This is a genomic window from Streptomyces sp. MUSC 14 (genome assembly GCF_001866675.1).
Classification (GTDB): domain Bacteria; phylum Actinomycetota; class Actinomycetes; order Streptomycetales; family Streptomycetaceae; genus Streptomyces.
On record NZ_MLYN01000007.1, the window covers coordinates 13,209 to 32,343 of the forward strand.

The 19,135-nt window shown below is 72.2% G+C and carries 21 protein-coding genes; 17 read left to right on the plus strand and 4 right to left on the minus strand.

Annotated features, from left to right (window positions below; genetic code table 11):
- Window positions 1-90 precede the first annotated feature (90 nt).
- From BIV25_RS01330 to BIV25_RS01345, 4 genes are all read left to right on the plus strand, one after another.
- A complete protein-coding gene (locus BIV25_RS01330; RefSeq protein ID WP_071370212.1) occupies window positions 91-681 on the plus strand; it encodes a cysteine hydrolase family protein in 591 nt (196 codons plus the stop codon).
- 85 nt (window positions 682-766) lie between these two features.
- Window positions 767-1,021 (plus strand): hypothetical protein, encoded by a 255-nt coding sequence (locus tag BIV25_RS01335; RefSeq protein ID WP_071370213.1) that lies wholly within the window; start codon window positions 767-769, stop codon window positions 1,019-1,021.
- A 142-nt stretch (window positions 1,022-1,163) separates the two neighbouring features.
- A complete protein-coding gene (htpX, locus tag BIV25_RS01340; protein ID WP_079176373.1) occupies window positions 1,164-2,081 on the plus strand; it encodes a zinc metalloprotease HtpX in 918 nt (305 codons plus the stop codon).
- 3 nt (window positions 2,082-2,084) lie between these two features.
- The gene (locus BIV25_RS01345) at window positions 2,085-2,669 is read left to right on the plus strand and encodes a hypothetical protein (protein ID WP_071370215.1); all 585 of its coding nucleotides are present in this window, start codon (window positions 2,085-2,087) and stop codon (window positions 2,667-2,669) included.
- A gap of 16 nt (window positions 2,670-2,685) precedes the next feature.
- Here the strand turns inward: BIV25_RS01345 and BIV25_RS01350 are convergent, their stop codons facing one another.
- Window positions 2,686-2,973: a hypothetical protein gene (locus BIV25_RS01350; protein ID WP_071370216.1), complete on the minus strand. Its 288-nt coding sequence runs from the start codon at window positions 2,971-2,973 to the stop codon at window positions 2,686-2,688.
- Between the two features lie 233 nt (window positions 2,974-3,206).
- Window positions 3,207-3,521, minus strand: a complete 315-nt coding sequence (locus tag BIV25_RS01355; RefSeq protein ID WP_071370217.1) for a hypothetical protein — start codon at window positions 3,519-3,521, stop codon at window positions 3,207-3,209.
- A 328-nt stretch (window positions 3,522-3,849) separates the two neighbouring features.
- Here BIV25_RS01355 and BIV25_RS01360 point away from each other — a divergent pair, with 328 nt between their 5' ends.
- The 3 genes from BIV25_RS01360 (at window position 3,850) to BIV25_RS01370 (ending at window position 5,606) form a co-directional block, all read left to right on the plus strand.
- Window positions 3,850-4,350, plus strand: coding sequence for a hypothetical protein (locus tag BIV25_RS01360; RefSeq protein ID WP_071370218.1), 501 nt, complete (start codon window positions 3,850-3,852; stop codon window positions 4,348-4,350).
- A gap of 24 nt (window positions 4,351-4,374) precedes the next feature.
- Window positions 4,375-4,743 carry an ArsC/Spx/MgsR family protein gene (locus BIV25_RS01365; RefSeq protein ID WP_071370219.1) on the plus strand — a complete coding sequence of 123 codons (369 nt, stop codon included), beginning with the start codon at window positions 4,375-4,377 and terminating at the stop codon, window positions 4,741-4,743.
- A 119-nt stretch (window positions 4,744-4,862) separates the two neighbouring features.
- On the plus strand, window positions 4,863-5,606 hold the full coding sequence (locus tag BIV25_RS01370) for a hypothetical protein (RefSeq protein WP_071370220.1): 744 nt from the start codon (window positions 4,863-4,865) through the stop codon (window positions 5,604-5,606).
- Window positions 5,607-5,618: 12 nt separating this feature from the next.
- Here the strand turns inward: BIV25_RS01370 and BIV25_RS01375 are convergent, their stop codons facing one another.
- Window positions 5,619-6,485: an alpha/beta fold hydrolase gene (locus tag BIV25_RS01375; protein WP_071370221.1), complete on the minus strand. Its 867-nt coding sequence runs from the start codon at window positions 6,483-6,485 to the stop codon at window positions 5,619-5,621.
- Window positions 6,486-6,722: 237 nt separating this feature from the next.
- Between BIV25_RS01375 and glnII the strand changes: the two genes are divergently transcribed.
- From glnII to BIV25_RS01405, 6 genes are all read left to right on the plus strand, one after another.
- Window positions 6,723-7,754: a glutamine synthetase gene (glnII, locus tag BIV25_RS01380; RefSeq protein ID WP_071370222.1), complete on the plus strand. Its 1,032-nt coding sequence runs from the start codon at window positions 6,723-6,725 to the stop codon at window positions 7,752-7,754.
- A 721-nt stretch (window positions 7,755-8,475) separates the two neighbouring features.
- A complete protein-coding gene (locus tag BIV25_RS01385) occupies window positions 8,476-9,072 on the plus strand; it encodes a winged helix-turn-helix domain-containing protein (RefSeq protein ID WP_071370223.1) in 597 nt (198 codons plus the stop codon).
- A 68-nt stretch (window positions 9,073-9,140) separates the two neighbouring features.
- The gene (locus tag BIV25_RS01390) at window positions 9,141-10,187 is read left to right on the plus strand and encodes an NAD-dependent epimerase/dehydratase family protein (protein ID WP_177235120.1); all 1,047 of its coding nucleotides are present in this window, start codon (window positions 9,141-9,143) and stop codon (window positions 10,185-10,187) included.
- Between the two features lie 31 nt (window positions 10,188-10,218).
- Complete coding sequence (locus tag BIV25_RS01395) at window positions 10,219-11,493, plus strand: sensor domain-containing protein (RefSeq protein WP_071370225.1); 1,275 nt, start codon at window positions 10,219-10,221, stop codon at window positions 11,491-11,493.
- Complete coding sequence (locus tag BIV25_RS01400; protein ID WP_071370226.1) at window positions 11,478-12,131, plus strand: response regulator transcription factor; 654 nt, start codon at window positions 11,478-11,480, stop codon at window positions 12,129-12,131. Before BIV25_RS01395 ends, BIV25_RS01400 begins: the two co-directional genes overlap by 16 nt.
- 160 nt (window positions 12,132-12,291) lie before the next feature.
- The gene (locus tag BIV25_RS01405; RefSeq protein ID WP_071370227.1) at window positions 12,292-13,821 is read left to right on the plus strand and encodes a DUF1996 domain-containing protein; all 1,530 of its coding nucleotides are present in this window, start codon (window positions 12,292-12,294) and stop codon (window positions 13,819-13,821) included.
- A gap of 92 nt (window positions 13,822-13,913) precedes the next feature.
- Here BIV25_RS01405 and BIV25_RS01410 read toward each other — a convergent pair whose 3' ends face one another.
- The gene (locus BIV25_RS01410) at window positions 13,914-14,345 is read right to left on the minus strand and encodes a hypothetical protein (protein ID WP_371272976.1); all 432 of its coding nucleotides are present in this window, start codon (window positions 14,343-14,345) and stop codon (window positions 13,914-13,916) included.
- Between the two features lie 101 nt (window positions 14,346-14,446).
- On the opposite strand from BIV25_RS01410, the gene BIV25_RS01415 reads away from it, so the two are divergent.
- The 4 genes from BIV25_RS01415 to BIV25_RS01430 all read left to right on the plus strand — a co-directional run bounded on the left by BIV25_RS01415 (window position 14,447) and on the right by BIV25_RS01430 (window position 19,134).
- Window positions 14,447-16,366 carry a hypothetical protein gene (locus tag BIV25_RS01415; protein ID WP_071370228.1) on the plus strand — a complete coding sequence of 640 codons (1,920 nt, stop codon included), beginning with the start codon at window positions 14,447-14,449 and terminating at the stop codon, window positions 16,364-16,366.
- A 78-nt stretch (window positions 16,367-16,444) separates the two neighbouring features.
- On the plus strand, window positions 16,445-17,323 hold the full coding sequence (locus BIV25_RS01420; protein WP_071370229.1) for a metal-dependent hydrolase: 879 nt from the start codon (window positions 16,445-16,447) through the stop codon (window positions 17,321-17,323).
- A complete protein-coding gene (locus BIV25_RS01425) occupies window positions 17,323-18,381 on the plus strand; it encodes a PDR/VanB family oxidoreductase (RefSeq protein ID WP_071370230.1) in 1,059 nt (352 codons plus the stop codon). The genes BIV25_RS01420 and BIV25_RS01425 overlap by 1 nt, the downstream gene beginning before the upstream one ends.
- Before the next feature lie 36 nt (window positions 18,382-18,417).
- On the plus strand, window positions 18,418-19,134 hold the full coding sequence (locus BIV25_RS01430; protein ID WP_079176374.1) for a TetR/AcrR family transcriptional regulator: 717 nt from the start codon (window positions 18,418-18,420) through the stop codon (window positions 19,132-19,134).
- The last annotated feature ends 1 nt before the right edge of the window (window position 19,135 follow it).

Below are 19,135 nucleotides of genomic sequence, written 5' to 3' on the forward strand. Positions count from 1 at the left end.
TCCCTCCCCGATCTCCCGCCCCACCGATGTCTGAATCTGCAAGTTACCTGACATTGCCGCCATCCGGGAGCCGCTCATAGCGTGAGGGGCATGACTTCGACGACGCTGCGTGACCTCAACGGCTTCGATCAGACCCCGGCCTCGCTCGCCGGTGCGACGCTGATCCTCATCGACTACCAGAACACCTACACCCGGGGCGTCATTGAGCTGGCGGGCTGGGAGGCCGCCCTCGACGCCGGTGCCGGGCTGCTGGCGCGGGCCCGGTCGGCCGGGGCGCCGGTCGTGCACGTCGTCAACGACGGCGGCCCGGGGACGCCGTACGACATCCGGGACGAGATCGGCGCGATCCATCCGAGGGTCGCGCCGGCCGAGGGCGAGCCGGTGGTGGTCAAGAAGACACCGGACGCGTTCCGGGACACCGAGCTGGCCGCGCACGTGGACGCCGCCGGGCACCAGGACGTGATCCTCGCGGGCTTCATGACCCACATGTGCGTCGTGTTCACGGCCCAGGGTGCCTTCCTGCGCGGCAACCGCCCCACGGTCGTCGCCGACGCCTGCGCCACCCGCCCGCTCACCACCCCGGTCGCCGGGGTCGGTGCCGCCCAGCTCCACCACGGCGCCCTCGCCACGGTCGCGGACCTCTACGGCGTCGTCGTGCCGTCGGCCGCGTCGCTGACCTGAGCGCAACCTTTCACGCTTCCCAGGCTTCCTCCTTTCGGGGGATCATCCCTCCTGACCCTTGACGGACGAGAGAGGTTGAACGGGGATGTCGCAACAGGACGACTGGGAGCGGGAGTTCGATCACCGGTGGGCGGAGTCGGCCGAGCACAAGGAGCCCTCGGCCCGGGCGCGGATGCTCGCCGCCCGCTGGAAGCAGAACCCGCCGGACCCGGCGCCCTTCCGTGCCGACCCGGACGGGGCGCCGCGCCGGGCGTCGTGGGTGTCGACGGCCGTGGTGGTCGGCTGCGTGGTCGCGGTGATGGCGTTGATCGCGCTCGTGCAGTTCAGCTCCGCCTCCTAGGAGCAGGGCTCACTCCCCGTACCGGGGAGGGCGCTCAGGGGCAGCTTTTTGCTGCGCCTGGGGTCGTTCGGAACCACTTCATGGCGTTCGGCAGGTGCACACTGGACAGCGGGACGAGTGCGTGACTGCGGGGTGATGCAAGATGCAGAGCCGGTTCCGGAGCGACCGACGGCTTGCCGTGCGCATGGGACTCACCATGTTCCTGCTCGGGCTGCTGTACGTGGGCTTCGTCGCGGCATTGATCGTGCTGCTGAGGTCCTGGGTGCTGGTCGTCGTCGTGGTCGGGGCGATGTTCGTGGCCCAGTTCTGGTTCTCCGACAAGATCGCCATGTTCGCGATGCGCGGTCGGGTCGTGGAGCGCGAGGAGTATCCCGAGTTGCACGCGGTCGTGGACCGGCTGTGTGCGATCGCGGACATGCCCAAGCCGGTCGTCGCCGTGTCCGAGATGGACATGCCGAACGCGTTCGCGACCGGGCGGAACCCCGATCACGCGGTGGTCTGCGTGACGACGGGCCTGCTCCGGCGGCTGGAGCCCGCCGAGCTGGAGGGCGTGCTGGCGCACGAGCTGTCGCACGTGGCGCACAAGGACGTCGCCGTGATCACGATCGCGTCCTTCCTCGGGGTGCTGGCCGGCCTGATCGTCCGGTTCGCCCTCTACTCGGGCCTCTTCGGGGGCCGCCGCGACCAGAACACGGCGGCCGTCATGGGCGCCGTGCTGGCCGTCTCTGTGGCGGTGTACGCGATCAGCTTCCTGCTGATCCGGGCGCTGTCGCGGTACCGGGAGCTGGCGGCGGACCGTGCCGCCGCGCACCTCACCGGCCGCCCCTCGGCCCTCGCCTCGGCGCTGACCAAGGTCTCGGGGGACATCGCCCGGATCCCGACCAAGGATTTGCGCACGGCCCAGGCGTTCAACGCGTTCTTCTTCACCCCGGCCAAGGGCAAGGAGCCGGGTCTGGAGCGGTTCTTCTCCACCCACCCGACCCTGGAGCAGCGCCTGGAGCAGCTGGGCCGGATCTCGGCGGAGCTGGGCGAGGCCGCCACTCCCGGAAAGGCGGACTGAACATTGGGGCTGCTGGACATCCTGCTGGGCCGTACGAAACCGGTCGCGCCCGATCTGGATCAGCTCTTCGCGCTGCCCTCGGCGGCCGTGACCCTTGAGGCCGCGGCCGGTTTCACACCCACCGGAGGCGGGGCGGTCTGCTTCGCCACGGTGGAAGGGGCGGCCTTCGAGCAGACCCACCGGGAGGTGCAGGCGCTGCTGGACGCGGACACCGACCGCACGGGGCCGCCGGTGGAGCTGGAACGGGACACGTACGGCTACTCGTGGCTGGTGTCCGAGCGGACCCCGGACCAGCTGGTGCAGCTGGTCAACGATCTGCACGCGGTCAACAGCGCGATGGAGGTCAACGGCTTCGGCCCGCAGCTGCTGTGCTCGCTGGCCGCGTTCCGGGACGAGGCCGGGCGCAGGCTGGCGCTGGTCTACCTCTACAAGCGGGGCACGTTCTACCCCTTCGCTCCCGTCTCCGGCGGCGGGGAGCGGCGGGACAGCGCACTGGAACTCCAGGTGAAGGCGGCCCTCGCGAACGACCTGCGCATCGAGCAGGATCTGAGCCGCTGGTTCCCGGTGTGGGGCGCCCCCGGCCTGTGACCGGGGACGCCGTCGCTCACCTGCTCTTCTGCGGCGCCTGCCGACGGGTCTCGACCGGCCGCTCCCGGCGGTAGCGCCGCTCCCACCTGGCCTGCCGGTCCCGGCGGTCGCGGTAGGCGCGGTAGCTGTCGGGCGGGGGCGGGGTACCCGCCCCGGCGGGCGGGGGCGGGCCGGGCGCACCGCGTCCGTGTCTCGCGAGCGTCGCGTACAGGTAGAGCAGCGCGACGGCGGCCAGCCACCAGAGATGGTCTCCGAATCCGAGGATCACCAGGACGAGGGTCCCGGTCGCGATGATGCCACGCATGACGGACCTCCGTGGGGTGAGTGTGGCGGGGGTGGGGTGTGTCGGCTTCGCGCCGTTTGTTCAGGGTAGGGAGCCGACGACCCTGCCCGCACCCCGTTTTCGGTCCGTCGCTCCTCGCGCCTCGAACTCCCGGGTGCGAAACACCGGTTGGGCCTGCGGCTGCGGCTGTGTGAGCACGGACCGGGTGCCCGCCGATGCGCGGGCACCCGGTGCGCGGTCGTGTACGTCCGGTCTCAGCGGTTGTAGCGCATGAACGCCCGGACCATGTGGCAGGTCGTGTCGGACGGCGGGCGCATGCCGATGTCCTCCGCCGCGGCGCGGATCGCGGCGTCGGAGGCCTGGGACGGGAGGTAGACGCCGGAGTCGAGCAGGGCTATGGCGAGGCGCATGGCCTTCAGCCGGCGGTTGTGCGTGACGTACCACGCGCGCGGCCGTCCGGCAGGCAGCGGGCGCTTCGTCACGGGCTGGACGGGCGAGTCGAACAGCACGGGGTGCTGGGCGGTGGACTGGGTCCGGGACGGCTTCGGCCTCAGGGCGGCAGCGGGCACAGGCATCCTCCTGTCGCGGTCAGGGCGCCTGCCGGACAGCCCGGCGACACCCTCGAACACTGCCTCCAGTTTACCGCCGGGCACTGACATCGAGGGAGTCCGCAGAGTCCGGCAAACATCCAGGTGGACAAGGGAATTGCCGTCATGTCACCTACGGTCTTCGTGATGCGCGTGAGGCGACATAAATTCGAACAGAAGGGCCCCGGACAGTGCAGCTGTACAACACTCCGAGGCCATCACGAATCAATCACCATCTCCATACAATCCACTCTTTCTTCACGTCTCAGCATTACTGTCCACCCGTCAGGAACATCCCAGGGGGGACGACATGAACTACCCGCACACCGCTCCGCCCGCGCCACGGCCCGTGGACATCCGCCCCCTGCGCAAGCGCAAGCGCGTCTGGGTCGGCGGCTTCCTCCTCCTGGCGATCGGCTCGGCCGCCGGACGGTCCGGCGCCCACGACGACACCGTCAGGACGGCCGCCACACCGAGGCCGACCGTCACCGCCACCGCCACCGTGACGGCCGCACCCAAGCCCGCCGCCACGGTCACCAGGACCGCCGAGCCCACACCCGCACCGACGGTGACCGTCACCAGGACGGCGACGGCCGGCACCGACGGCTCCACCCTCGACACCGGCAGCACCGGCAGCACCGGCAGCACCGGCAGCACCGGGACCTGCTCGATCGTCTCCGCCGCGGGCAACTGCTACGCGGCGGGCGAGTTCTGCCGCAACAGCGACCACGGGGCCGCGACGACCGACGCGAGCGGTACACCCATCACATGCTCCCTCAGCGGCAGCCGCTGGCGCTGGACCGACTCCTGACCCGGGGCGCGTACCGTGTCCCGCATGGAAATCTGGATCAATCCGGCCTGTTCCAAGTGCCGCAGCGCCGTCAGCCTGCTCGACGCCGAGGGGGCCGAGTACACCGTCCGACGCTATCTGGACGACGTGCCCGGTGCGGACGAGATCAGGGCCGTGCTCGACCGGCTGGACCTCGAACCGTGGGACATCACCCGCACCCAGGAGGCCGACGCCAGGGAACTGGGGCTCAAGGACTGGGCGAAGGACGCGAGCACGCGCGAGCGGTGGATCACCGCCCTCGCCGAACACCCCCGGCTCATCCAGCGCCCGATCATCACCGCCGACGACGGAACGGCCCTGGTGGCCCGCACCGAGGACGCCGTACGCGAGGCCCTCTCCCGCGGCAAGGGCTGAGCCGGGACCAAGTCCGGTGTGGCGCAGGTCACTTCAGCGGCTCCCGTGGTCGCTGAGTCACCTCGTTCGGTATCTCGTACCTAGCGACGTACGCTCCCCTACCTCTTCAGGAGGCGCGCATGTCGCGCAGGCGAACTCTCGGTCCGAAGAAGACGATCGCACTGCTCGTCGGTGCCGCGGCGGTGGCGGGCGGTGGGGCCTTCGCGCTCGCCACCACGTCCAACGCCGCCCAGCCCGCGCAGAACGCGAAGACCCTGTCCGCCGGTAACTCGACCGTCTGCCAGGGGCTCGCCACCGCCCTCGGCAACAACGAACGGTTCATCGCCGGGCAGCAGGCCGCCCCGGACGCCCAGTCGGCGGCCCGGATCGCCAACCGGCAGGCGGTCATCGCACAGATCAAGGTCCAGCAGAAGGCGGCCGGTTGCACCGTTGGGGAGTCGGCTCAGGGCTCCCAGTCGGCGCAGCAGGGCGCCGGGCAGCAGGGCGCGGGTCAGCAGGGCGCCGGGCAGCAGGGCGCGGGGCAGCAGTCCGGCAGTGCCCAGCCGAGCGCACAGCCCTCGCAGTCCGCCGCCGGGAGCGGCGGCGCCGGCAGTGCCGGTGGTGCCGCGGCCTCCGGTCAGCAGGTCTGCAACGGCTCCACCGTCACGCTCTCCGGCGAGGGCGGCGCCCCGGCCGCGTCCAGCGACCAGTTCCCGGCGGGGACGACCCTGAAGGTCACCAACCTGGACAACAAAAAGTCCACGACGGTAAAGGTCACCTCGGTCTCCGGCAGTTGCGTCCTGCTGAACAACGCGGCCTTCGAACAGGTCCGGGAATCGGGCAAGTTCCTCATCCGTCACGCGCTGATCGAGAAGGTGGGGTGAGGCCGGGAAACATCAGTCGGCGGACAGGAACGCGGTGACACGGTCCGCCAGGCCGCCCGGCGCCGACTGGGGCAGCGCGTGATGGGAGACGCCCGGCAGGACCGCCGTCTCCACGCGCGGCAGCAGTTCGGCGGCACCGGCCGCCACGTCGCGCGGGTCGTGGGTCCTGCTGTTCGCGGCCACGAGCAGCAGGACCGGCGTCCTGAGCGCCCGCAGCGCGTCCGGCGCCGGGCGCGGCCCGGTGACCGGTTTGCGGGCCGGGAAGCCCGCGCCCGCCTCCTGGAGGGCGAGCCAGTCCGGGTCGGGCGGCGCCCCCGCGCCGGTCTCCCACTCCAGGAAGGCCCGGACCCGGCGGGGTGAGGGCCGCAGCAGCATCGGCAGGGCGTGCAGCAGGTACGCCGCCTTGAACCCGGCGAAACACTGGGTCGGGTCCAGGAGGAACAGGCGGCGTACCCGGCCGGGCGCCCGCAGGGTGTGGTGCAGGGCGATCCAGCCGCCGTACGAGTGCGCGCCCAGGTCGGCCTCGTCGGCGCCCAGGCCGTCGAGCAGGGCGTCCAGCCAGGCGGACAGGTCGGCGACCGTACGGGGGTGACGGTCGGCGGCCGGGACGCTCAGGCCGGGGGCGCCGATCAGGTCGGCGGCGTACACCCGGCGGACGCGGGCGAGGGCGGCGGCCTGGCCGTACCAGGAGACGGAGGTGGCCGCCCCGCCGCCCGGGAGCAGCAGCAGCGGGGGTGCGTCGCGTGGGCCGCAGGCGTTGACGCGGGTGTCCCCGAAGGGAGTGCGGACGGTCAACGCCTCGCGGTCGGCGGGCCACTTGGCCAGCACCTTGTCGTATGCGTCGCGGAAGCGGCTGCCGGGCGCGGCGGTGAAGTCCACCGCCGCACGGTAGCGCCCCGGACGGCCCTCGTCGACAAGGATTCCGCACCGCGTGAGACGCACCACAGAAACACCAGGTAACACGGGGTTCACACAAGGGCAACGGACGGGAAATCGCCTGTTGCGAGGCTGCCCGGCAGATCGACGCGGCGCCCCGGTGCCGTAGCGCCGCGGCAACCCGCGGCACCGCAGCACCCGCGACAAGTGCGCCCGACCCACCCGAAGGAAGTGGCCCCGTTGACCTTCAAGGCCGAGTACATCTGGATCGACGGCACCGCCCCGACGGCGAAGCTCCGGTCCAAGACGAAGATCATCGCGGGCTCCCCGGCCGGTCTCGACGCGCTGCCGATCTGGGGCTTCGACGGCTCCTCCACCAACCAGGCCGAGGGCCACGCCTCGGACCGCGTGCTCAAGCCGGTCTTCACCTGCCCGGACCCGATCCGCGGCGGCGAGGACATCCTGGTGCTCTGCGAGGTCCTCGACATCGACATGACGCCGCACGTGTCCAACACCCGTGCCGCGCTGGCCGAGGTCGCCGAGCGGTTCGCGGCGCAGGAGCCGGTCTTCGGTATCGAGCAGGAGTACACCTTCTTCGACGGCACCCGGCCGCTCGGCTTCCCCGAGAACGGCTTCCCGGCCCCGCAGGGCGGCTACTACTGCGGCGTCGGTGCCGACGAGATCTTCGGCCGTGACATCGTCGAGGCCCACCTGGAGCACTGCCTGAAGGCCGGTCTCGGTATCTCCGGCATCAACGCCGAGGTCATGCCGGGCCAGTGGGAGTTCCAGGTCGGCCCGCTCGCCCCGCTGGAGGTCTCCGACCAGCTGTGGGTGGCCCGCTGGCTGCTGTACCGCACCGCCGAGGACTTCGGCGTCTCCGCGACCCTCGACCCGAAGCCCGTCAAGGGCGACTGGAACGGCGCGGGCGCGCACACCAACTTCTCCACGAAGGCCATGCGCGAGGGGTACGACGCGATCATCACCGCGTGCGAGTCGCTCGGCGAGGGCTCCAAGCCGCTGGACCACGTCAAGAACTACGGCGCCGGCATCGACGAGCGCCTGACCGGCCTGCACGAGACCGCCCCGTGGGACGAGTACTCCTACGGCGTCTCCGACCGCGGCGCCTCGGTCCGTATCCCGTGGCAGGTGGAGAAGGACGGCAAGGGCTACATCGAGGACCGCCGTCCGAACGCCAACGTCGACCCGTACGTGGTGACCCGCCTGCTAGTGGACACCTGCTGCGCCGCCCTGGAGAAGGCCGGCCAGGTCTGATCCCTCCTCCCTCACGCTCCCAGGGGCGCCCGCCATTCCGGCGGGCGCCCCTGCCGCGTGTCGCGGCACCCCGCCCGGCCGCCGCCCGACGAGGCGAAGCCGGACGGGGCGCGGCTCTCACCCGCGTGCGCACGCAGCCGCCTCGTCCGACGCGTCCGATGCGTCCGACGCCGTCCGCCATCCCGCCCGGCACGCCGCGCACGGGCCCGGCCTCCGGCGGGAGTTGCTCCGGCGCTCGCCGGTATCGCACACCCGGGCGCCATGGTGGTGCCGGCCGGCGCCGATGATCAGCCCAACCCACCGGACCGCTGTCCGCATACCGAGACACCGTTCCGGACGGCCCAACGGGCCGTACGGCGCTGATCAGGGCCGAATCCCCGGCGGCGGAGGACAGTCGGCGTCAACTTCCCGCCAAGGTAGCGTCCAAGCAGTGAGAGGAGGGTCCTCGTCGGCGGTCACGTCTGCTTCAATGGGCGCATGGCCAGTTTCCAGAAGTGCACCGCGACGGGTCGCCATGACCTCGAGCCCTTCTGGCCGTCCCGTCAGCACCACGACTTCGACCGGGTGTGTTGTCGCGCGACCGACGCGCGGGCCCTGTAGAGCCGTAACCCCCGGCTTCCCGGCCAGCGCGAAACGACGTACGTCCCGCTGGCGCGCCCGACCACGAATCGCGGCCGTCGCCCTTCCCGACGAACCTCTCGCGCGAAAGAGCTGACCTCTCATGGCGACCACTCGTTCCCTCTCGTCCGCCACCTCCCTCACCGCTCCCGCCCGGCACCGGCTGCGCGCCGTCGACCGGGACGAGGTGCTTGAGGTCCCGGACTTCCCGGACTTCCTGCCGCCCGGCGCCACCTGGCTGCCCGCGCCGCAGCACACCCTGCCCACCCTGCCCGGCCAGCCGCCGATGGTCGGCTACCTGGTGCTGGTCCCGGCCGACCAGCGGCCGCCGTTCCTGCCGGTCGCGCTGCCGGAGCAGCCGGCCGAGTCCGGGCAAGCCGAGGCCGGGCAAGCCGAGTCCGGGGCCGGGCAGCCGGTGCGGATCGATCCCGTGCAGCGCACCGCCGACGTCGACGGCCGTGAACTCGACCTGACCTACCTGGAGTTCGAGCTGCTGGCCCACCTCGTGGCCCATCCGCACCGGGTGCACACCCGCGACCAGCTGGTCACCACGGTGTGGGGCTACGGCCACGTCGGCGACGGCCGCACCGTCGACGTGCACATCGCCCGGCTGCGCCGCAAGCTGGGCGCGCGGTACCGGCAGACGATCCAGACGGTGCGCCGGGTCGGCTACAAGTACACCCCGCCGACCGGCCGCTGACCCTCCCCGGCTCTGCTCTCGGCAGAGTCCCGTACCGCCGCCCGCCCGGACCGGGCACGATCGGCGGCATGAGACTTCTGGTGCTGGGCGGTACGGAGTTCGTGGGACGGGCGGTGGCCGAGGCAGCCGTGACGCGCGGCTGGGACGTGACCGTCTTCCACCGGGGACGGCACGAACCGCCGCCCGGAGTACGGTCGTTGCGCGGCGAGCGCACCGCTCCCGACGGCCTCGCGGCCCTCGCCGCCGAACCGGGCGGCTGGGACGCGGTCGTCGACACCTGGTCGGCCGAGCCCCGTGCCGTGCTCGCCGCGGCACGGCTGCTGCGGGACCGGGCCGCGCGCTACGCGTACGTCTCCAGCCGGTCGGTGTACGCCTGGCCCTGGCCCGCCACGGGCGGGCCGGGCGGAGCGGTGGTCGAGGGCGCCACCGCCGACGCGGGGCCGACGGACTACGCCCGGGACAAGCGGGGCGGCGAGCTGGCCGCCGCCGAGGCCTTCGGCACGGACGCCTCGCTGCTGGTGCGGGCCGGGCTGATCCTCGGCCCGTACGAGAACGTCGGCCGACTGCCCTGGTGGCTGAACCGGATCGCGCGCGGCGGCCCCGTCCTGGCCCCCGGCCCGCGCGAGCTGCCGGTGCAGTTCATCGACGCCCGCGACCTGGCCGGCTGGCTCCTCGGCGCGCTCCGGCAGGAGCTGAACGGGCCGTACGACCTGATCGGGCCGCCGGGGCACACCACCATGGGCGAGCTGCTCGACAGCTGTGTCCGGGTCACGGGCGCGGACGCCGAGCTGCGCTGGACGGATCCGGAGACGATCCTGGCCGCCGGGATCGAGCCCTGGACACAGCTGCCGGTGTGGGTGCCGCCGGAGAGCGAACTGTACGCGGCCGTCCACCGCACGGACGTCTCCCGGGCGCTGGCCACCGGGCTGGCCTGCCGGCCGGCCGCCGAGACCGTCGCCGACACCTGGCGGTGGCTGACGTCGGCCGGCGGCGTGGCACCGGGCTGGCCGGACCGGACGGTCAAGCACCTCGATCCGGAGACGGAGGCGAAGGTGCTGGCCGCGGCCGGGGGTGTACCTGGCACCACCCCCGAGGAGGGGGCTTCGGGCGACTGACTCCGGCAGGGGTCTCGGCAACACTGGTGGCATGAACACCGACATCGGTCACGGCACCTTCCGGGAGCGGACACGCGGGGTCCTGCTGGCCGCCGTTCAGGGCCTGACGCTGGCCCTGGCCGTGCTGCCCCTCGGTGTGGCGTTCCTCGTCCTGACGCTCCTGTCCGTCGCCTTCGTCCCGCTCGGCATCGGGCTGTTCACGACTCCCGTCGTCCTGACCGGGGTGCGCGCCCTGGCGGACGTGCACCGCAGGCTCGCGGAACAGTGGTGCGGGATACGGATCCCGGCGGCCTACCGGCCCCTCCCGGCCGGGACCCGGCCGTGGGCGCGTACCTTCCGGCTGCTGGGCGACCCGCAGGTCCGGCGCGACGTGCTGTGGCTGCCGGTGCTCTTCACGGCGGGCTTCGTCACCGCGCTGCTGCCCGCCCTGCTGGTGCTCTACCCGGTCGAGGGCCTCCTGCTGCCGGCCGGGCTGTGGCGGGCGTACGTGCCGGCCGACGGGACCCCCTACTGGTACGCCTTCGTGCCGGTCACCGGCCTGACCAGTGCGTTCGTCGCGGCCGGGCTCGCCGTCGTGCTTCTCGTCGTCGCGTACCGGTACACCCCGCGCGCGCTGGCGGCCCACTTCCGGCTGGCCCGGAAGGTGCTCGGCGGCGACGCGGAACTCAGCGAACGGGTACGGGTGTTGACCGAGACGCGGCGGGACGCCGTGGACACCTCCGCCGCCGAGCTGCGCCGCATCGAGCGCGACCTGCACGACGGCGCCCAGGCCCGGCTCGTCGCCATGGGCATGGACCTCGGCACCATCGAGATGCTGGTGGAGCACGATCCGGCGCAGGCCAAGCAGCTGCTCGCGCAGGCCCGCAGGAACTCCGCCGAGGCCCTGGAGGAGCTGCGCGACCTGGTGCGCGGCATCCATCCGCCGGTCCTCGCCGAGCGCGGACTCGGCGACGCCGTACGGGCGTTGGCACTGCGGCTGCCGCTGCCGGCCGAGGTGACGGTGGAGCTGCCGGGCCGCGCGGACGCCCCGGTGGAGTCGGCGGCCTACTTCGCGGTGAGCGAGGTGCTCACCAACGCGGTCAAGCACTCCGGCGCCGACCGGATCTGGGCCGACCTGCACCACACCGACGGCCGGCTGCGGATCACGGTCACCGACAACGGCCGGGGCGGGGCGGCGGTCGGCGCCGGGTCGGGGCTTGCCGGGCTGGAGCGCAGGCTCGGTACATTCGACGGCGTCCTGGCCGTCAGCAGCCCCGTCGGCGGCCCCACCATGGTGACCATGGAGATTCCGTGCGTGTTGTCCTAGCCGAAGACCTCTTCCTGCTGCGCGACGGGCTCGTCCGGATGCTGACGGCCTTCGGCTTCGAGATCGCGGCCGCCGTCGAGACCGGTCCCGAACTCACCCGCGCGCTGGCCGAGTCGGCGCCGGACGTCGCCGTGGTCGACGTCCGGCTGCCGCCCACGCACACCGACGAGGGCCTGCAGTGCGCCCTCGCCGCCCGCAGGGCGCGGCCGGGGCTGCCGGTGCTGGTGCTCTCCCAGCACGTGGAGCAGCTGTACGCGCGCGAGCTGCTCGCGGACGGCACCGGCGGGATCGGCTATCTGCTGAAGGACCGGGTGTTCGACGCCGAGCAGTTCATCGACGCGGTACGGCGGGTCGCGGCCGGCGGTACGGCGATGGACCCGCAGGTGATCCAGCAGCTGCTGGCCCGGCGCTCCGCCGAGGACCGGCCGCTGGGCCGGCTCACCCCGCGCGAGCGGGAGGTGCTGGAGCTGATGGCGCAGGGCCGGTCGAACGCGGGCATCGCCGCCCAGCTCGTGGTGACGGAGCGGGCCGTCGCCAAACACACCTCCAACATCTTCGCCAAACTGGGGCTGGAGGTGTCGGACGACGACAACCGGCGGGTGCTGGCGGTGCTCGCCCACCTCGACCAGGACCGCTGAGGAGGCCGGCACCGACGGCTGTGACCTGGCAACTCCCCTGTTGCTACGGGGAATTTGTGAAACCGGTGAACACCTCTGGGGCGGCGTCCGTACACAAGGGCGCCGCTTCACTCCTGTCGGGCGCCTCGATGCTGCCCCGCAAGGAAGTCAGAGGAGTTCCATGGGACGCAACATACGAAAACGCCGTACGCCGCTGGCCACCAAGGTCCTTGCCGGGGCGGCGGCCCTAGCGCTCGGTGGGGGCGGGCTGGTCTGGGCGAACTTCTACGCCTCCGCGCACGAGTCGAACAACCAGTCCTGGGGAGGCAACCAGACGAAGGCCGCGACGGCGCAGGTCGCGACCATCTCCTGCCCGGACGTCGGCCAGAAGCTGACGAACGTGCCCTGGCGGGCCCGTCAGGGCGTGGCGACCGAGCTGGCCAACCTCGACAAGCAGATCACCGAGGCCTACAACCGGCTCGCCTCCACCCGGCAGGCGCAGACGAACGACCCGAGCTTCGTGCAGAACGCGATCGTCGGTCCGCTCAAGGACAAGCGCGCGGCGACGATCGACCGGATCCGCATCGACATCCAGCGGGTCGGCGGAGCGTTCAACAACGCGCTGTCCCAGCTGTCCGCCTGTACGACGCAGTCCGCCAACCAGACCAACGCCGGCGGCCAGAACAACGGCCAGACCGGCGGCCAGCAGAACAACGGCGGCCAGCAGAGCAACAACGGCGGCCAGCAGCAGGGCGGCCAGCAGCAGGGCAACAACGGCGGGCAGGGCGGTGACGGCCCGGCCGCGGCGGACTTCGTGGACATCACGAAGGTGGCGCCCAACGTCCAGGGCAGGCCGGCCCAGTTGCAGAACGCCTCGACGGGCACGTTCACCACGCGCTGCGGCGTGAACGCGAACCAGAACCACAACAGCGACAACGTGATCGTCGCCCCCGGTGTGACCAACGGCGCCCACCACGTGCACGACTACGTGGGCAACCAGAAGGTCAACGCGTTCTCCAGCAACCAGACCTTCCTGCAGGGCGGCACCAGCTGCCAGAACCGCAACGACCTGTCGGCGTACTACTGGCCGGTCATCCGCGAGCAGGACGGCACCCAGGAGAAGGACGCGAACGCCGACGGCGGCGGCAAGGACCTCAACGTCGGCAAGATCCTGGTCGCCCAGCAGGCGCAGATCAAGTACGTCGGCTCCCCGGCGAGCAAGGTCGTCGCGATGCCGCAGTTCCTGCGGATCATCACCGGTGACGCCAAGGCCTTCGTCAACGGCCCGGCCAACGCCAACGCGCACTGGAGCTGCACCGGCTTCGAGAACAAGGTGCAGCTGACGGACAAGTACCCGATCTGTCCGCAGGGCAGCCAGGTGGTGCGCTCGTTCGCCTTCCAGAGCTGCTGGGACGGCCAGAACATCGACAGCGCCAACCACCGCACGCACGTGGCCTTCGCCGATCCCGCGAGCGGGGTCTGCCCGAACGGCTTCAAGGCGATCCCGCAGCTGACGATGCGCCTGGTCTACAACGTGCCGCAGCCCGTCATCCAGGCGGACGGCACGGTGAAGAACGCCTACGCGGTCGACGGCTTCCCGGAGGAGCTGCACAAGCCGATCACCGACCACGACGACTTCATCAGCGTCACGACCGGCGGTCTGGCCAACCGGATCGCCAACTGCGTCAACAGCGGCCGGAACTGCGCGTGATGCCGCACGTGAAGCCCTGACACGGGCCACATGACAAGGCCGGTGACGGAGCCCCCCTCCCGTCACCGGCCTTCCCGTGTGCCCGGCCGCGCTCAGCCGCCGTGCCCGGAGTGCGCGGAGTGGTTCGCGCCGATCTCCACGTCCCCGCCGAGCGTGCCGCGCAGCGCCGTGACGGTGCCGTTGCCGCCGACGGCGACCCACTTGCGGCCGACGAGGTAGAAACCGCCGTAGTCCTCCGCGTCGTTGATCCACTCGCGCTGGCCGCGGTCGGTGGAGAAGGTGGCGAGGATGAACTTCCCGTCGGTGTTCGTGCAGATGGCCTGCCGGATCGTGTCGGCGTCGGTCTGCATGTCCGGCCTGCACTTGACCTCGGCGGCCAGGCTCTCCAGGCTGCCGGTCGCGGTGGGCGGGACCGCCTTGGTCTCCCCGCCCGCGCCGCAGCCCGCCAGCGCCAGTACGGCGCTCGCACCCAGCAGCAGTCGTGTCACCCTCATCAGTTCCTCCGGTCCTCGCGGCCCCAGCATGCCTCGGCTCCTTCGGATACGGACCCCGAGCGCCGTACGCTCAAATCCGATAATCACCCATCCGGCGGTGACCAACCGTCGTCCCGCTCGTTCTCCACGGCGTGCAGTCACAGGATGTAGCCCAGCGTCACGCAGCCTCCGCCGGGGAAACCGGCCCGGTCGACGTCGAGCAGGCCGAGGCCGCGCTCGTCGAGCACTATCCACGGCTGGTCCGGATCGCCTATCTGGTGCTGCCGCCGGGCCTCGGCCGCAGCCGCCGGGTGCTGACCGCACACGCTCTCGTCCAGCGCGCCCTGCCCCGGGGCCGCAAACAGCAGTCGGCCACGATCCCGGCCCAGGCCTCGGGCCGGCCGGGCGACCCCGGGTACGCGTTCCTGCGCGAGCGCGTCCTGCGTACGGCCCTGGAGGCGGCCGCCCCGCGCAAGGGCCTGCCCCGGCTCTCCCAGCTGCCGCCGGTGCTCCCCCAGGTCTGGGGCCTGAGGCTGTTCCCGCGCTCGGGCGGCGCCGACGAACTCGCCCTGGACCAGCGGCTGTCCGCCCTGTCCGGCCCGGCCCGCGCCGCCTATGTGCTGCGCGGCCTGGAGCAGCTCTCCGACGCCGACGTCCGCGGGCTGCTCTCCGCCGCCGGCGCCGAGGACCCGGGCGGCGCGCTGGCCTCGGCGAACGGCGTGCCCGTCCAGCCCGCGCTGCTCACCTCCCCCGAGTTCGACGCGTGCTCGCTCCAGGCCCGGCCCACCGATCTGATGCGCCGCCGCCAGCACACCAAGGCAGCCCTCGCCGCGGCCGCCGCGCTCGCGGTGTGCGGGGCACTGATCGCCCTGCCGGGCGACGGCTGGGGCCCGGACGGCGCCGCCGCACCCGCCTACGCCGAGAACCCGGCCGCCCAGGCCGCGCTCGATCCGGCCCGGCTGACCCATGTCTCCCCCACCGCCTGGCGGACCTCCGCACGCGGCGACTTCTCCGTCTGGCCCGCGCGCGGCCCGCTCACCGGCGACCAGGACCTGCTGCGCCGCGCCCTCGCCGTCTGGGCCCGCCCCGGCAGCACGGTCCGCGTCTCGGCGACCCCCGGCACCCAGACCGGCGGCCCGGCCGGCCCGCCCCAGCTGCTGTACGCGGGCCAGGTCGACAGCGCCCGGGTGGTGATCTTCTACGACGGCCTGCGCATCGTCCGCTACGCCGAGCCGGTGAGCGGCACCCAGGGCGCGGCCCTCGACTTCGCGCGCGTCGACGGTGCGACCGGCGCCGAGGCGGGCGCGCTGGTGCTCGGCCGCGCCGACGGAAACGTGCAGTACCTGACCGCGCCCTGGGTGAAGAAGGCGGCGTCGCGGAACCTGATGAAGCCGGCCGCGGCCGCGACCCCGCTGGCCCTCACCGGTGGCGTCACCGCACCGCTGACCAGCCCGGCGGTCCAGTCCGGCGGCTGCACCTCGTGGACCGTGCTCCAGCTGACCGGCGCCTCGGGCACCGAACTGGCCACGGATCTCGGCGAGTTGGTCCCGGCCCATCTGACCGCGGGCAGTCCGGGCGCGCCCGAGGAGGCGTCCGGTACCGCGGGGCTGCGCGCCTGGGCGCCGTTCGCCTGCTCGCTCGCGGCCGAGCGCTCGGCGGGCGTCCGGAGCGTGAACGCCTGGCAGTTCGCCGAGCAGCCGCTGCCCGACGGCACCGGGGCCGCGGACTGGGTGTGCACCCGGGCCGAGACCTGGCGCGGCGACGGCACGGCGGCGCTGGCCCAGTTCCGTACGCCGAGCGGGCGGGTCGGCGCGGTGGTCGCCAAGGGCACGGACGTACGGGACTGCGGTCCGCTCGATCCCCATGTGCTGGCCGGGGTGCTGTGGAAGTCCGCGGCCGGGCACTGGTTCCTGCTGGCGGCGGGCGGCAAGGACACCGCGTCGATCAGTGCCGGCGGCGGGATCACCGCGGCCGGCCAGGGTCCCCTGCTCATGACCCGGGCCAGGCAGGGAGCGCAGGCCACGCTGAAGGGCACGCTGACGGACGGGCGGGCGATCAGCGGACTGCACTGATCCCGGTTGCTGACACCGACGTAAACAAGATGCGTCACGGGGGTTCTCAGCGGGCCTACCCATCAGTACATTGACGCCATGTCTAACACGCAGGGCCGGGTGCGGCTCCAGGCACGCAAAGTGTCCTTCTCCTGGGACGGCACGCCATTGCACTGGGTGCCGGGCGATCCCTTCACCACGCACACCATCAACGTGCTGCACCTGCTGCTGCCCGCCGGTGAGCGGTGGTTCGTGCACGTGTACAAGCAGGTACTGCCGTACATCCGGGACGAGCGGCTACGCGAGGACGTCATCGGGTTCATCGGGCAGGAGGCCATGCACTCCCAGGCCCATGACGAGGTACTGCCGCACCTGCGCGAGCAGGGGCTCGACCCGACGCCGTACACCGCGCAGGTCGACTGGTTCTTCGAGAAACTGCTCGGCGACCGCACGCTGCCGCCGGGCAGGTCGCGCAGGTGGTGGCTGATGGAACGGGTCGCGCTCATCGCGGCCATCGAGCACTACACCGCGTTCCTCGGCAACTGGGTGCTGAACGCCGGCGAACTGGACCGGCGGGGCGCCGATCCGACCATGCTGGACCTGCTGCGCTGGCACGGCGCGGAGGAGGTCGAACACCGTTCCGTGGCCTTCGAGCTCTTCATGCATGTCGACGGGAGCTACCGCCGGCGCGCGCGGACCTGGGCCACGGCCTTCACGGCACTGGTCTTCCTGTGGCAGCGCGGTACGCGGTTCTTCCTGGAGAACGACCCGACCCTCGTCGACGGCAAGGCGTCCTTCAAGGAGTTCTACGTCCGTGGCAGGCTGGGCCTGCTCCCCTCGACCGGTGACATGATCAGGTCCATCCCCCGCTATCTGAGTCGTGACTATCACCCCTCGCAGGAGGGCGACACCGAGCAGGCCGTCGCCTATCTGACGTCCTCCCCGGCGGCCACGGCGGCGGAGAAGAGGGCCGCGTGATGCCGAAGCTGCGCACCGTCGCGCTCCTCGCGGGCGCCGTGCTGGTGACCCGGGGTGCCCTGCGCCGCCGGATCCAGGTCTCGCCGCTGTGGCCGCTGCCCGCCCTGGAGGAGCCCACCTCGGGCCGGCCGCGCTCACGGGCGCTGCGGCTGCTGGTCACCGCGCACGAGACGGTGGCCGACGGCGTCGTACGGCTCCGCCTGGAGGGAACGGACCTGCCGCGCTGGGAGCCCGGCGCGCATCTGGACCTCGTGCTGCCGTCCGGGCTGGTCCGGCAGTACTCGCTGTGCGGCGACCCCGAGGACACCTCCTCGTACACCGTCGCGACCCGGCTGGTCGGGAACGGCCGGGGCGGCTCGCGCGAGGTGCACGAGCAGGTGACCGAGGGCATGGAGCTGGAGGTACGGGGGCCGCGGAACCGCTTCCCGCTGGTCGAGGCGGAGTCGTACGTCTTCGTGGCCGGCGGGATCGGCATCACCCCGCTGCTGCCGATGCTGCGCTCGCTCCCCGACGGCACCCCGTGGCGGCTGCTGTACGCGGGGCGCGACCGTGCCTCGATGCCGTTCCTGGAGGAGGTCGAGAAGCTGGGCCGGATGGGGGTCCCCCCGGGCGAGCGAAGCCGGGCCTGGGGGAGGGTGACGGTCGTCGAGGGCGTGCCCGATCTCGACGCGCTGGAGGTGAGCGAAGGGGCCGTCGTCTACTGTTGCGGTCCCGAGGGGCTCATGGCGGCCGTCGAGGAGCGCTTCGCGGACGTTCGTCTCGAACGGTTCGCGCCGCGCACGTCGTCGGACGGGAACACCGAGTTCGAGGTCGAACTCCGGCGCAGCGGGCGCACGTTGACCGTGCCGGCCGACTCCACCGCGCTGGCCGCGATCCGCCGGGAGCTGCCGGACACCGCGTACTCCTGCGAGCAGGGATTCTGCGGGACGTGCCAACAGCGGGTGCTGGAGGGGGAGATCGACCACCGGGACGAGCTGCTGACGGACACGGAGCGTACCGACTCGATGCTGATCTGTGTGTCGCGGGCCCGAAGCGGTCGGCTGGTGATCGACATGTGAACACCTACGGCCGGATTCGATCGGTAAGGTGTTCGCATGAGTACCGGGGTTCGCCGCAGGATGGGCGTCGAGGAGCGGCGGCAGCAGCTGATCGGCGTCGCACTCGACCTGTTCAGCCGACGCTCGCCCGACGAGGTCTCCATCGACGAGATAGCGACGGCCGCGGGCATCTCGCGGCCGCTCGTGTACCACTACTTCCCCGGCAAACTCAGCCTGTACGAGGCCGCGTTGAAGCGTGCCTCGGAGGAGCTCGCGGCCCGCTTCGCCGAGCCGCACGAGGGTCCGCTCGGCGCCCGGCTGCTGCGCGTGATGTGCCGCTACTTCGACTTCGTGGACGAACACGGACCGGGCTTCTCGGCGTTGATGCGCGGCGGACCGGCCGTCTCCGCCGACGGGATCGGCACCAAGGCCCATGTCTCCACGACCAACGCGCTCATCGACTCGGTGCGCCAGGCCGCCTACGAGCAGATCCTCGCGCACCTCGGCGTCGTGGACGCCTCCCCGCGCCTGGAGCTGGTCGTCCGGTCCTGGATCTCGCTCGCCGAGTCGACGGCGCTGCTCTGGCTGGACGGCCGCCGGGTCCCGCGCGCCGAGCTGGAACTCCAGCTCGTGCACGACTTCGCCGCGCTGGTCGCGGTCAGCGCGGCCTACGACGCGGACATGGCGACCCTGCTGAAGCAGATGGTGAAGGACGAGCCGGCCGACGGCACCTTCGCGGAGCTCGTCGGCCGGCTCATCACCCTCGCGCCCTGAG

Bases quoted from the DNA above. Each gene is read 5' to 3' on its own strand.
- BIV25_RS01330 (WP_071370212.1), top strand. From the start codon at position 91: ATGACTTCGACGACGCTGCGTGACCTCAACGGCTTCGATCAGACCCCG.
- BIV25_RS01335 (WP_071370213.1), top strand. From the start codon at position 767: ATGTCGCAACAGGACGACTGGGAGCGGGAGTTCGATCACCGGTGGGCG.
- htpX (WP_079176373.1), top strand. From the start codon at position 1,164: ATGCAGAGCCGGTTCCGGAGCGACCGACGGCTTGCCGTGCGCATGGGA.
- BIV25_RS01350 (WP_071370216.1), bottom strand. From the start codon at position 2,973: ATGCGTGGCATCATCGCGACCGGGACCCTCGTCCTGGTGATCCTCGGA.
- BIV25_RS01360 (WP_071370218.1), top strand. From the start codon at position 3,850: ATGAACTACCCGCACACCGCTCCGCCCGCGCCACGGCCCGTGGACATC.
- BIV25_RS01365 (WP_071370219.1), top strand. From the start codon at position 4,375: ATGGAAATCTGGATCAATCCGGCCTGTTCCAAGTGCCGCAGCGCCGTC.
- BIV25_RS01370 (WP_071370220.1), top strand. From the start codon at position 4,863: ATGTCGCGCAGGCGAACTCTCGGTCCGAAGAAGACGATCGCACTGCTC.
- BIV25_RS01385 (WP_071370223.1), top strand. From the start codon at position 8,476: ATGGCGACCACTCGTTCCCTCTCGTCCGCCACCTCCCTCACCGCTCCC.
- BIV25_RS01390 (WP_177235120.1), top strand. From the start codon at position 9,141: ATGAGACTTCTGGTGCTGGGCGGTACGGAGTTCGTGGGACGGGCGGTG.
- BIV25_RS01395 (WP_071370225.1), top strand. From the start codon at position 10,219: ATGAACACCGACATCGGTCACGGCACCTTCCGGGAGCGGACACGCGGG.
- BIV25_RS01405 (WP_071370227.1), top strand. From the start codon at position 12,292: ATGGGACGCAACATACGAAAACGCCGTACGCCGCTGGCCACCAAGGTC.
- BIV25_RS01410 (WP_371272976.1), bottom strand. From the start codon at position 14,345: ATGCTGGGGCCGCGAGGACCGGAGGAACTGATGAGGGTGACACGACTG.
- BIV25_RS01420 (WP_071370229.1), top strand. From the start codon at position 16,445: ATGTCTAACACGCAGGGCCGGGTGCGGCTCCAGGCACGCAAAGTGTCC.
- BIV25_RS01425 (WP_071370230.1), top strand. From the start codon at position 17,323: ATGCCGAAGCTGCGCACCGTCGCGCTCCTCGCGGGCGCCGTGCTGGTG.
- BIV25_RS01430 (WP_079176374.1), top strand. From the start codon at position 18,418: ATGAGTACCGGGGTTCGCCGCAGGATGGGCGTCGAGGAGCGGCGGCAG.